The following is a 12,640-nucleotide window of genomic DNA, read 5'->3' as shown; positions in this document are numbered from 1 at the left end:
GTTGATGGTTGATGGTTGATGGTTGATGGTTGATGGTAATTTCAAAAAATTGAACCTGAAATCCAAATAAAAATCCAGACTAAAATGTCAGTTCGAGTGAATTATTTTGTAGCCTCTGCGAAAAAATAATTTGTATCGAGAACCACTAAAAACTTAAAAAAATCAAGAATAAAAATCATGTGCAATCTTGAAAATTTAGCAATAGAACCCTGCCAGAAAGCGGGGTTTATTTTTTAGAGTTCATTTAAATTAAAAAATTCTTCAACAACCAAATTGTCAACATTCCCCAAAAAGTGCCTGTTGCCATGCTTAAAATAGCAAGTACTATTGCGTGTGGCATCCATTTTTTTTCATAAGCTGCGGTAACTGCAGGTGCTGTTGCAATTCCGCCTACATTAGCCATACTCGCTATTGGAACCCATGCCATATTTACGTTTAATACTTTGGCTAAAAGCAACATAAATATAAAATGCCCCACCAACCAAACCGATAAAAAGCCTAAGAAATAAAAGTTAAAGCCTAAAGTAGCAAATTGTAATTTTAAGCCCAATACTGCCATCACAATAATTATTAATATTCCTCCTAGTTTTAAGGCAAATTTAAAATTCCAATTGCGAATAAAATTACTGATCAGAAGCCCTAAAATAGAGAGTGCGACTATTTTTGCTACAAAGCTTTCAATTAATAAATTGCAGATAACCACTGCCAAAAGTATTAGTGCAAATCCGAAAATTGGAGGTAATTTCTTCCCTTTTTCTGATCGAATATCATCAGGCATTAATAAGTCTGTTATTCTAAATTTCTTGTTTAAATAGTTGCTTTTTTTAATGGTCTGAAACATTAAAATGGTCCAAATATTAACCAAAATATTATCCATTACTAATACCGACAAAAACACATTTTCAGGGCATTCAACCAATTCTTTTAAAACCAATTGACTTGTGCTACCACCTATCCAACTGCCCACAATTGGAGGAATACCTTTCCAATACTCTTGATTAATTAAGGTTTCTGAGACCAAATCTGAAGTCAAGAAGCCTAAACCCAACAGCACTGGAAAAATAGCAATGAACATAGAACCTCCCGCAAAAAGCACAATAGGTTTCCACCCAATAGCTTTTAATTGATGTAAGGATAAGCTACTCATTACTGCAATGATTGCTAAAGGAATAAAATAGTCTTTACTAAAATTATGAATTGCAGCTTGTGAATAATCTACATTAAATAAATAAGAAATGAGCGCAGGAATTATATACGCCAATAAGATTGCAGGTACCCAATCGAATAATGATTTAATGTGCTTGTTCTCCCAACGGTCTAAAAAATATACCGCTATTACGGTAAAAAGAGAAATGAACCAAGGCGTTAATTCCATAGGTTCAATTTAAGGTATTTTAATTATGTATTTGCAATTATTTTTCCAAGAGTGCTTCTGCTTCAAACTTTAAGCCAGCAAAACCTGTTTTTATAAAATTTCTAATATTTTGATGATTACTCCCTTCAGGATTCTTTAATACTTCCTCAAAATAATAGGCGCCAAAACAAGCTAGAGTTTCTTCTTTCGTGAAGTTTTGCTTTTTTGCAAAGGCAAACAACTTGCATGAGCCTGAATTCTCACCTGCCGCATTTTTTAACTCCCCATTAGTAAAAGCTGTTGGGGTAAATATATAATTAGCTTCTATAACGGCCATAGTATCTGTAAAATTTACCGTTTCGGGAGCTTTATTGAGCTTATTTTTTAAATCTTGTAATTTCATTTTTCTTTGCTTTTTCCTGCAACTACTAGTACTATTTCTCCTTTGGGTGGCTTATCGGTATAGTGCTTTAATACCTCTTCAGCAGTGCCACGAATAGTTTCTTCATATAATTTTGTGAGTTCTCTTGAAACAGAAACTTGCCTATCCCTACCAAAATATTCTACAAAATTCCCGAGTGTTTTTAAAAGTTTATGTGGAGATTCGTAAAATATCATGGTTCTTGATTCATCCGCTAAAAATGTTAACCTTGTTTGCCTACCTTTTTTAACAGGTAAAAAGCCTTCAAAAACAAATTTATCATTTGGCAAACCACTATTTACCAAGGCTGGAACAAAGGCTGTAGCACCAGGAAGGCAGTCTACTTCTATGTTATTTTCCACACATGCCCTAGTGAGTAAAAAACCAGGATCCGAAATTGCTGGTGTTCCTGCATCTGAAATTAATGCTATGGTTTCTCCCGCCTTAAGTCTTCTTATTATAGCTTCAACCGTTTTATGCTCATTGTGCATATGATGACTTTGCATCTGAGTTTTCACTTCTAAATGATGTAAAAGTTTGCCGCTAGTTCTTGTGTCTTCCGCTAAAATTAAATCTGCCTCTTTTAAAACACGAATAGCTCTTAGTGTAATATCTTCTAAATTGCCTATTGGTGTTGGAACAATATATAATTTCCCCATTGTTTAAAATTAAAAAGCCAGAAGTTAATTGTATAAACTTCTGGCAAAACTATCATTTAATTTTTTAAGTTGCTGTCTTAGTACTAAGAAAACTTACGTGAAATAAGCTCCATAAACCTTGTTTCATACTCCTCTTTTCCTGCCCAATTTTTATAATCAGGTTTTACCATATTAACAATAAAAGCTACTGATCTTTCTTCTGTATTTATGGTGTTTAATTGTGACAAAACACGATTATAATCTTCCATATTCCCATTAAAAAGATGTTTTACAAAAGCTAAACGGTCATTTAATCCTACTTTTATTTCCTTTCCAAAATTTTCATTTAAAGATTTTTTAGAAACTTCGGTTGCTTTTTCTGCTGTTTCAACGGGCATAAAAAGGTCTTTATCATTCTTCATAAGTGCTGGTTTTGCCATAAAATCAGCAAAAACATCGTCTGCCTCACCTGTAAATGGCATTTCAGAAATCATATCTTTAATTGTTTCCATACCAGGTGTAGCAATATCTACTTCATGTGGGTTGCTTTCTGGCACTGATTTGTTTTCACGCATAACTGCATTTGCCAATTCTTCAAATTTTGCAGCAATAGAACTTTTTGATACATCTATCTCTATATCATTTAATTCTTCCTCTATAAATTTTAATACTGCAAGCTTCTCGTATAACTCCTTTGAGGCAGCATACATTTCTGTAATTTCACTGAGGTCGTCTGCGGTAATAATATTTGTGGCAATTTTAACTAGTTTCTTTTTCAATTGTTTTTTCATCTCTACAATATTTATATTTTCAATTAGGCACTATAATTCATCATGCTAAAAATAACAGCTTAAACGTACTGCTAAAATTTTTAATCTTTCTATTATAAAAGCCCGTGTTTCTTTCTTAATTTTAAGCCTTCGTTTAATAAAAACGAAAAACGTATTACTTTCGTCTAAAATTACAAAATGTTTCTCGAAAATACTGTTAACCCTAAAGAACAATTTGGCTGGATCGAAGTTATTTGTGGTTCTATGTTTTCTGGCAAAACAGAGGAGTTAATTAGAAGGTTAAAAAGAGCCCAATTCGCAAAGCAAAAAGTAGAAATTTTTAAGCCACAAGTGGATACTCGCTATCATGATGAAATGGTGGTTTCCCATGATGCTAATGAAATTCGTTCTACACCTGTTCCTGCTGCAGCTAATATTAGATTGTTAGCTGACGGCTGTGATGTAGTTGGTATTGATGAAGCACAATTTTTTGATGATGAAATAGTTTCTGTCTGTAATGATTTAGCCAACAAAGGTATTCGTGTACTTGTTGCTGGATTAGATATGGATTTTAAAGGCAACCCATTTGGTCCAATGCCAGCACTTATGGCAACTGCAGAATATGTTACTAAAGTACATGCCATATGTACTAGAACAGGCAACTTGGCTAATTATAGTTTTAGAAAATCTACTAACGATAAATTGGTTTTACTTGGAGAAACTGAAGAATACGAACCCCTAAGTAGAGCAGCTTATTACAAAGCTAGATTGCGCGAAAAAGTAAAAGAAATTGATGTTACAATTGAGGAGGTGAAGGACATAAAAAAGGATGAAAATGTCTAAAGCTCAAGAAACAGTTCTAGAAATAAACTTAAAAGCCCTTGAACACAATTATAACTACTTAAAAAGTAAAATAAAACCTAATTGCAAATTTCTTGGTGTTGTTAAAGCCTATGCCTATGGCAGCGATTCAGTTAGAATTTCACAAAAATTGGTTGATTTAGGTATTGATTATCTGGCAGTAGCTTATGCTGAAGAAGGTGTAACCCTAAGAAATGCTGGCATAAGAGTGCCAATTCTAGTACTACATTCGCAAATAGTAAGCTTTGATACGATTATTGAGCGATGTTTAGAACCTAGTATTTATTCTGAAAGAATTTTAAGAGAATTTATTATTTCCGCAGAAAAGCATGGACAGAAAGATTATCCTATTCATATAAAATTTAATACTGGATTAAACAGACTTGGTTTTAATGAAAGTGATATTCCTAAAATTATCAAAATACTATCTGAAACCAATGCTGTTAAAGTATTGTCTATTTTTTCGCATTTAGCAGCTTCAGAAGATTTGAATGAAAAAGAATTTACCGAAAACCAAATACGAAGTTTTAATACAATTGCATCCCAAATTGAAGCCGCTTTACCTTATAAACCATTTAAGCATTTGGCAAATACTTCGGGTATTATCAATTTTCCAGAGGCACATTTAGACATGGTACGCAGTGGTATAGGCCTATACGGTTTTGGAAATGACGATAATGAAGATTCTAACTTTATACCCGTGGCTACTTTAAAAACTAATATTTCTCAAATACATTCTTTAGAACCCAATGAAAGTGTTGGTTATAATAGAGCATTTACTGCCACAGAAAAAATTAAGACAGCGACATTACCGCTTGGTCATGCCGATGGAATAGGTAGAGAGTATGGCAATGGTAAAGGTGTTGTACGTATTCATGGCCAAAATGCGCCTATTATTGGCAACACTTGTATGGATATGATTATGGTTGATGTTACTGCAATTGATTGCCAAGAAGGAGATGAGGTCATTGTATTTGGACAAGATCCAACAGCAACAAAATTTGCTGAAGGAGCAAAAACAATATCTTACGAGCTTATTACTGGAATTTCACAAAGAGTAAAAAGGGTATTTGTTGATTAATTTTTTTTAACATTTATTTAAGCTTTGTTTTTTTTAGTAAATTGCAACACATTAAACAATTAACTAATTTAATTAAACACAAAATCATGTTAAAAGAATTTAAAAATTTCATTATGACGGGTAACGTCATAGAATTTGCAGTAGCAGTAATTATGGCTGGTGCTGTAGGTATGGTTGTAAACGGTTTCGTTTCTGACATCATTATGCCAATCGTAGGTCATTTTGCAGGTGGTGTAGATTTCGCCGATTTAAAGGTAATCCTTACTCCAGCATCAGGATCAGCAGAAGCTGGTAATTTAGTAGCAGAAAACGCTATTCGTTGGGGTGCTTGGGTTAATACAATTGTTAACTTATTAATAGTTGGTTTTGTAATGTTTTTAATTGTAAAAGCTTACAACAAAGTAAAAACTCCTCCAGCTCCTCCAGCTCCAGCAGGTCCTACTCAAGAAGAGTTACTTGCTCAAATTAGAGATTTACTAAAAAAATAAATACATTATTTTATCCTTGAAATAGGATAATACCGCTGCACTGCAGTAGTAACTTTAAAGCCGTCAAAACATTTCGCTAATGTTTTTGACGGTTTTTTTTATATAAAAATTTTTAGGTATTAATTGTAAAGACTAAGCTATTGCACTGAAAATACTATCAACGCTTATACGCGACAAAGGCTTATCAAAATATCCATGAACTAATGGATGCTCCTTGGCGAGTTGGCGATCTTTAACCTTTGCAAAAGCAGATAGTATAAAAATACGCATTCCGCTTTTATGCTTTCCAGACTTTTTTAATTCATCTAAAAATTGCCATCCATCCATATTAGGCATAACAAGATCAAGCAAGATAATATCTGGTAAATCTTGCGCTAGAAAAGTCTTGTCGTTAACAACGTCTAATACTTCCATAGCACTTTCAAATATCTGAATAGTACAAGGTGTGGAAGCTTGCTGTATACCATATTGTGTTGCAAAACGAGAAACTAAATCATCATCTATTATCCAAACTTTCATTGCCCAAAAATACACTTTCAAATCTAAATTTATAAATTAAAACGGTCTAAGGTGCTGGAATAAAGACAAAACAATGATTGTTATAAATAAAACATTTTGTTATATTTTAATTATTAGTGTTAAAAACCCTTGTAGTATAAACTGTATTGAACTACATTTGCACCCTATAAATTTTAGAAAATGAAAGTAGCAGTTGTAGGTGCAACGGGAATGGTTGGAGAGGTTATGCTAAAAGTTTTAGCAGAACGCAATTTCCCTGTCACAGAATTATTATTAGTAGCCTCAGAACGTTCTGTAGGCAAAAAAATGTCTTACCAAGGAAAAGACATCACTGTAATTGGGTTAGCAGATGCTGTTGCAGCGAAACCAGAAATAGCAATTTTTTCTGCAGGTGGTGACACATCATTAGAATGGGCTCCAAAATTTGCAGCCGTTGGCACCACTGTCATTGACAATTCTTCTGCATGGCGCATGGATCCTACTAAAAAATTAGTAGTGCCTGAAATTAATGCCTCGCAGTTAACTAAAGAAGATAAAATTATCGCTAATCCAAATTGTTCTACCATACAAATGGTAATGGTACTAGCACCTTTACACAAAAAATATAAGATGAAACGCGTAGTTGTTTCTACGTACCAGTCAGTTTCTGGTACAGGTGTAAAAGCTGTTCAACAATTAGAAAATGAAATAGCAGGAATCCAAGGGGAAATGGCATACCCTTACCCAATTGGTAGAAATGCTTTACCTCATTGTGATGTTTTCTTAGAAAACGGATACACTAAGGAGGAAATGAAACTTGCTCGTGAGCCTCAAAAAATATTTGATGATAGAACATTTTCTGTAACAGCAACCGCAGTTAGAATTCCAACCGCTGGTGGACATTCTGAATCTGTGAATGTAGAGTTCGAAAATGACTTTGATTTATCAGAAGTGCGCAAATTGTTAAGCGAAACTTCTGGTGTTATTGTCCAAGACAATCCTGATACAAACACCTATCCAATGCCTATTTACGCACATGATAAAGATGATGTTTTTGTTGGCCGTATTCGAAGAGATGAAACACAACGCAATACACTAAATATGTGGATTGTTGCTGATAACCTTAGAAAAGGTGCTGCTACCAATGCTGTTCAGATAGGTGAATATTTAATTACACATAATCTAGTGTAACTATAAAATATTAAAGAGTGTTAAAACCTTTATAGCAAATATGTTATAAAGGTTTTTTTGTGGTATTTTTAGAGAGACTAATTATTCACACCATGAAAAAACCAATTATTATTACACTGGCAACACTCACTCTTGCAAGTTGCCAAACCACACCTAAAAAAGAAAAAATTACTGTGAATTACCCAAAAACTAATCAAGTAGATTCAGTTGATACTTATTTTGGAATAGAAGTTAAAGACCCTTATCGCTGGCTAGAAGATGATCGTAGTCCAGAGACCGAAGCTTGGGTGAAAGACCAGAATAAAACAACATTTGGCTATTTAGATCATATCTCCTTTCGCGCCGATTTAAAAAAACGACTTGAAAAATTATGGAATTATGAAAAATTAGGTTCACCTTTTAAAGAAGGGGACTACACCTATTTTTATAAAAATGATGGTCTACAAAATCAATATGTAGTATATCGCAAAAAAGGCGATGATGGTAAAGCTGAAGTTTTTCTCGACCCGAATACTTTTTCTGAAGATGGTACTACTTCATTAGCTGATCTTAGTTTTTCAAAAGATGGATCCATTGCTGCTTATGCAATTTCTGAAGGTGGTAGTGACTGGAGAAAAGTCATTATTATAGATGCGGCAAAAAAAGAAATTTTAGAAGACACGCTGGTTGATATAAAATTTAGTGGAATTTCTTGGAAAGAAAATGATGGTTTCTATTATTCTAGTTATGACAAACCGAAAGGTAGTGAGCTTTCTGCAAAAACAGACCAACACAAATTATATTATCACAAACTAGGAACTCCACAGAAAAATGATGTGCTGGTTTTTGGTGGAACTCCTGCAGAAAAACATAGGTATGTTAGCGGATCAGTCACTGAAGATGGAAAATATTTATTTATATATCCAAGGATCTCAACTTCAGGAAGCAAACTTTTAATGAAAGATCTGTCTGCGCCAAATGCTCCAATTGTTACCATTCTGGATCATACGGATACCGATAGCTATGTTATGGAAAATGTTGGCTCTAAGCTATTTATTATGACTAATAAAGACGCTCCCAATCAAAAAGTAGTCACTGTAGATGCCGCAAATCCGTCACCTGAAAATTGGGTAGATTTTATTCCTGAAACCGAAAACGTACTTTCTCCGAGTACTGGAGGAGGCTTTTTTTTCGCCGAATATATGGTTGATGCTATTTCAAAAGTATATCAATACGACTATGATGGAAAGTTAGTTCGAGAGGTAAAATTACCTGGCGTAGGTTCTGCTGGAGGGTTTGGTGGCAAAAAAGAAGACAAAGAATTTTATTTTTCATTCACCAATTATAGTACACCTGGATCGTCTTTTAAATATAATGTCGATACGGGTGAATATACACAATATTGGAAACCAAATATCGATTTTAATCCTTCGGAATACGAATCTAAACAAGTATTCTACACCTCAAAAGATGGCACAAAAGTTCCAATGATTATAACGTATAAAAAGGGACTAGAATTAAATGGCAAAAACCCAACTATTTTATATGGTTATGGAGGTTTTAATATTAGTCTTACACCTTCATTCAGTATTGCCAATGCCGTTTGGATGGAACAAGGTGGTGTTTATGCCGTTCCTAATTTAAGAGGTGGTGGTGAATACGGAAAAAAGTGGCATGATGCCGGAACAAAAATGCAAAAACAAAATGTGTTTGATGATTTCATTGCTGCAGCCGAATATTTAATAAAAGAAAAGTATACATCATCAGAATATTTAGCAATTAGAGGTGGATCTAATGGCGGTCTACTCGTTGGGGCAACAATGACACAGCGACCAGATTTAATGAAGGTAGCGCTACCGGCAGTTGGTGTATTAGATATGCTGCGTTATCATACCTTCACCTCGGGTGCTGGTTGGGCCTATGATTATGGAACCTCTGAAGAAAGTAAAGAAATGTTCAATTACCTGAAGGGATATTCTCCTGTTCATAACATTAAAAAAGGAACTTCTTACCCTGCAACTTTGATAACAACAGGTGATCACGATGATCGTGTTGTTCCCGCTCACAGTTTTAAATTTGCCGCGGCATTACAAGAAGGTCAAGCAGGTGAAAATCCAACACTAATTAGAATAGAAACTAATGCTGGTCATGGTGCAGGAACGCCAGTAAGCAAAACTATTGAACAATATGCTGACATTTATGGCTTTACACTTTTCAATATGGGTTACGAACAATTACCTAATCAGGCCGTGTTAAAAGAGTTTAAAGAATAGCTCAAACTTGCTGATTCTTAGTTACATTTAAATCCGTTTCTATGGAAACGGATTTTTTATTTCTAATTTTACATAAATATTATTCCGAATAATGCTCAAAGTAAACGCGCTTTCTTTTTCTTATAAAGACGAAACTATTCTAAAGAATATAAGTTTTCATGCCGATAAGGGTGCGCATATTTCAATTATTGGTGAAAGTGGTTGTGGAAAAAGCACCTTGCTAAAACTGCTTTATGGCATACTGCAACCTAATGAAGGGACTATTTTTTGGGGTGATAATCAAATTCTTGGACCAGATTATAATTTAGTGCCCGGAGAAAAATATATGAAATACCTTTCTCAAGACTTTGATTTAATGCCATTTATTTCAGTTGAAGAAAATATAAGTCAGTTTTTATCTGTTTTTTATCCAGAAGAATTAAAAAAACGCACTTTAGAGTTGCTAAATATGATCGAAATGTTGCCCTTTGCAAAAACAAAGGTGAAGTATTTAAGCGGAGGTCAACAGCAAAGGGTGGCGCTAGCAAGAGTACTCGCGCAAAAACCAGAAATATTATTGCTTGATGAACCTTTTAGCCATATAGACAATTCAAGAAAAAACAATCTGCGTCGAAATCTTTTTAGTTATTTAAAAACGGAAGAAATTACCTGTATTGTTGCATCGCATGATACTAATGATATTCTTTCTTTTGCAGATGAAATAATTGTGCTGAAAGATCAACACATAATAGCCCATGATACTCCAGAAAATCTATATAACTTTCCAAAAAACAAGTATGTAGCATCTTTATTCGGAGATGTAAATGTGATTCCAATTGCAGCCTTAAAACCCTATGCTACCATTGAAAAATCTATTTTGGTTTATCCTTCTGAACTGAGTGCATCAGACAAAAATGGATTGAAAATAAAGGTGACCAAATCCTTTTTTAAAGGTTCGCATTATTTAATTGAAGGACTTTTAAACGACTCAGAAATTATACTTTTTAATTCATCTAGGGCCTTAAAGTTTAATGAAGTGGTTTACTTAAATATAGCTTTGGAGACTATTAATAAACGTCTAAAGGAATAGTTTTGAATAAAGAAATACTTCTTAAGGAATTAAGTTATAAAGCTGTTCGAAGTAGTGGCGCAGGAGGACAGCATGTAAATAAAGTTTCTTCTAAAATAGTGCTTGTTTTTGATGTTATGGCATCTGAAGGACTAACACTACTTGAAAAAGAAAAAATTTATTTAAAATTAGCAAACCGACTTTCGAAAGAAAATATACTCCTCTTACAATGTGATGAAAGCAGAAGCCAGCATAAAAACAAAGAACTTGTGCTAATTCGTTTTTTTGAGTTACTTGAAAAAGCCTTAAAAGTGGCTAAAAAAAGAAAGGCCACCAAACCATCAAAATCATCTATTGAAAAAAGATTAAAATCTAAAAAGAAAGCTGCAGAGAAAAAACTTAATAGAACAAAGCGTGATTGGACATAGCACGTTAATTAATGTTTTCAATTACTATTAAAACTTTTTAAAAGCAAAAATTACCTATTTTTATAAGCCTAAAGAATAACGCATGAAAAAATATATCTTCTTTATATTAATTGTCTTTTCATTTCTTTTCAGTGCATGTAATGAAGAAAAAGATTGGAGTTCTTTAGATGCTATAAATTGGGAAAAAAGAAAAGCAGATAACATGCTTAATGATTCATTAGTAAATGGCAGTACTTACTTGTCTGTCTATTCTGAAATATATAGTTTATCTGAACATTTAACACACAATCTTACCTCAACGATAAGTATTAGAAATACGAGTAAAACAGATTCTATTTATATTACTAAAGCGGAATATTTTAATACACATGGTGAAAGCATAAGAAGCTACTTTAAAAGTCCAATATATTTAACCCCTTTAGAAACAGTTTCTATAGTTATTGATGAAAAAGATAAAGAGGGTGGCGTTGGTGCAAATTTTATTTTTGATTGGAAAATTAAAAAAGCTACTCCAGAGCCACTTTTTGAGGGAGTTATGATTTCTACCTCTGGCTCTCAAGGGCTATCATTTACCACACAAGGACAAAGAATACAATAACGACACAACTACTTATTTTTAACTTTTTAGCTTAATGGAGTTAGTTATATTTGCGCCATAAAACTAACATATAAAACATGAAAAAGTCTTTTGCACTGGTATTATTTATATCCATTTTATTTTCCTGTAGTAATGATGAAAACAATAAAGATTATACTGCTCAAAATGAAGCAGAAATCTCGGCTTACCTTGCTGCAAATAATTTATCTGCCACCCGAAGTGAAAGTGGATTGTATTATATAGTTAATGAGCCTGGAACTGGCACGCAACCTTCTGCTGCTTCTACAGTTACTGTGGCATACAAAGGTTATTTTTTAAATGGTGAAGTTTTTGATGATAGTGAAGGTTCGGGTGTTACTTTTTCTTTATCAAGAGTTATAAAAGGGTGGACCGAAGGAATTGCCTATTTTAAAGAAGGAGGTAGTGGAATTCTTTTAGTGCCTTCTCATTTAGGGTACGGGAGTTCTAAATATGGCCCTATTCCAGGCGGATCGGTACTAATTTTTGATATTAATTTAATAGCGGTAGAGTAGAAAAAAATTCTCTAAGCTCAGGCTTAGAGAATTTCTAATATTTTTATTTCGCTATCGTTAAATTTTACTACATCATTTACCTGTTTAGTAAATAACAATTTACCTATTGGCGTTTCTGACGAAATACAATATACTGCTATTCCATCGCCTTTAAACTCCCCTGCTGAAATTGCTAAAAAGTAATTGGCTTTTGTAGTTTTTACTAAATTTCCTAACCCTACATAATTAGCTTGAGTTTTAATATTTACAAGATCTAAAACTTTAGTCATTTTTTCTGCCTCTGCTAATTGCACCCCAGATTTTTCTAGTTCTAGCTGCAACATGGCCCTTCCTGTTTCATACTGATCGCCTGCACTACTCTTAGTTTCATCGTTTAAAGATTCTTTAAAATCTGCCATCTCTTTGCGGATTCTTGAAACCCGTTTATCCGCAAAATCTTTACAGAAATCGAATAGTTGTCTTTTAATGCTTTGTTCCAT

15 protein-coding genes are annotated in these 12,640 nt (G+C 33.6%); 9 read left to right on the top strand and 6 right to left on the bottom strand.

What is annotated here, in order from left to right; all coding sequences use genetic code 11:
- Positions 1–244: 244 nt before the first annotated feature.
- The 4 genes from B8963_RS04760 to B8963_RS04745 form a co-directional block, all read right to left on the bottom strand.
- The gene (locus B8963_RS04760; protein WP_084060262.1) at positions 245–1,375 is read right to left on the bottom strand and encodes a DUF819 family protein; all 1,131 of its coding nucleotides are present in this window, start codon (positions 1,373–1,375) and stop codon (positions 245–247) included.
- Positions 1,376–1,412: 37 nt separating this feature from the next.
- Complete coding sequence (locus B8963_RS04755; RefSeq protein ID WP_084060261.1) at positions 1,413–1,757, bottom strand: HopJ type III effector protein; 345 nt, start codon at positions 1,755–1,757, stop codon at positions 1,413–1,415.
- Positions 1,754–2,434 carry a 16S rRNA (cytidine(1402)-2'-O)-methyltransferase gene (gene rsmI / locus B8963_RS04750; protein WP_084060260.1) on the bottom strand — a complete coding sequence of 227 codons (681 nt, stop codon included), beginning with the start codon at positions 2,432–2,434 and terminating at the stop codon, positions 1,754–1,756. Before rsmI ends, B8963_RS04755 begins: the two co-directional genes overlap by 4 nt.
- A gap of 83 nt (positions 2,435–2,517) precedes the next feature.
- Positions 2,518–3,204, bottom strand: coding sequence for a hypothetical protein (locus B8963_RS04745; protein WP_084060259.1), 687 nt, complete (start codon positions 3,202–3,204; stop codon positions 2,518–2,520).
- Positions 3,205–3,381: 177 nt separating this feature from the next.
- Here B8963_RS04745 and B8963_RS04740 point away from each other — a divergent pair, with 177 nt between their 5' ends.
- The 3 genes from B8963_RS04740 to mscL all read left to right on the top strand — a co-directional run bounded on the left by B8963_RS04740 (position 3,382) and on the right by mscL (position 5,613).
- Entirely contained in the window at positions 3,382–4,026 is a 645-nt protein-coding gene (locus B8963_RS04740; RefSeq protein ID WP_084060258.1) for a thymidine kinase, read from the top strand.
- Positions 4,019–5,125 (top strand): alanine racemase, encoded by a 1,107-nt coding sequence (gene alr / locus B8963_RS04735; protein ID WP_084060723.1) that lies wholly within the window; start codon positions 4,019–4,021, stop codon positions 5,123–5,125. The genes B8963_RS04740 and alr overlap by 8 nt, the downstream gene beginning before the upstream one ends.
- A gap of 86 nt (positions 5,126–5,211) precedes the next feature.
- Positions 5,212–5,613, top strand: coding sequence for a large conductance mechanosensitive channel protein MscL (gene mscL, locus B8963_RS04730; RefSeq protein WP_084060257.1), 402 nt, complete (start codon positions 5,212–5,214; stop codon positions 5,611–5,613).
- A 132-nt stretch (positions 5,614–5,745) separates the two neighbouring features.
- On the opposite strand, the gene B8963_RS04725 is transcribed toward mscL, so the two are convergent.
- A complete protein-coding gene (locus B8963_RS04725; protein ID WP_234989621.1) occupies positions 5,746–6,147 on the bottom strand; it encodes a response regulator in 402 nt (133 codons plus the stop codon).
- Positions 6,148–6,312: 165 nt separating this feature from the next.
- On the opposite strand from B8963_RS04725, the gene B8963_RS04720 reads away from it, so the two are divergent.
- The 6 genes from B8963_RS04720 (at position 6,313) to B8963_RS04695 (ending at position 12,161) form a co-directional block, all read left to right on the top strand.
- Positions 6,313–7,302: an aspartate-semialdehyde dehydrogenase gene (locus tag B8963_RS04720; RefSeq protein ID WP_084060255.1), complete on the top strand. Its 990-nt coding sequence runs from the start codon at positions 6,313–6,315 to the stop codon at positions 7,300–7,302.
- A gap of 92 nt (positions 7,303–7,394) precedes the next feature.
- Entirely contained in the window at positions 7,395–9,554 is a 2,160-nt protein-coding gene (locus B8963_RS04715) for a prolyl oligopeptidase family serine peptidase (protein WP_084060254.1), read from the top strand.
- A 91-nt stretch (positions 9,555–9,645) separates the two neighbouring features.
- On the top strand, positions 9,646–10,623 hold the full coding sequence (locus B8963_RS04710) for an ABC transporter ATP-binding protein (protein WP_084060253.1): 978 nt from the start codon (positions 9,646–9,648) through the stop codon (positions 10,621–10,623).
- Positions 10,624–10,625: 2 nt separating this feature from the next.
- A complete protein-coding gene (gene arfB, locus B8963_RS04705; RefSeq protein WP_084060252.1) occupies positions 10,626–11,030 on the top strand; it encodes an alternative ribosome rescue aminoacyl-tRNA hydrolase ArfB in 405 nt (134 codons plus the stop codon).
- Positions 11,031–11,112: 82 nt separating this feature from the next.
- Positions 11,113–11,628: a DUF3124 domain-containing protein gene (locus B8963_RS04700; protein WP_084060251.1), complete on the top strand. Its 516-nt coding sequence runs from the start codon at positions 11,113–11,115 to the stop codon at positions 11,626–11,628.
- A gap of 77 nt (positions 11,629–11,705) precedes the next feature.
- A complete protein-coding gene (locus B8963_RS04695; RefSeq protein WP_084060250.1) occupies positions 11,706–12,161 on the top strand; it encodes an FKBP-type peptidyl-prolyl cis-trans isomerase in 456 nt (151 codons plus the stop codon).
- 23 nt (positions 12,162–12,184) lie between these two features.
- Here the strand turns inward: B8963_RS04695 and B8963_RS04690 are convergent, their stop codons facing one another.
- Entirely contained in the window at positions 12,185–12,640 is a 456-nt protein-coding gene (locus B8963_RS04690; RefSeq protein ID WP_084060249.1) for a 3-oxoacyl-ACP synthase, read from the bottom strand.

The organism is Cellulophaga tyrosinoxydans (genome assembly GCF_900176415.1).
In the GTDB taxonomy this organism is placed as follows: Bacteria; Bacteroidota; Bacteroidia; order Flavobacteriales; family Flavobacteriaceae; genus Cellulophaga; species Cellulophaga tyrosinoxydans.
This window is presented reverse-complemented; position numbering and strand designations above follow the sequence as displayed.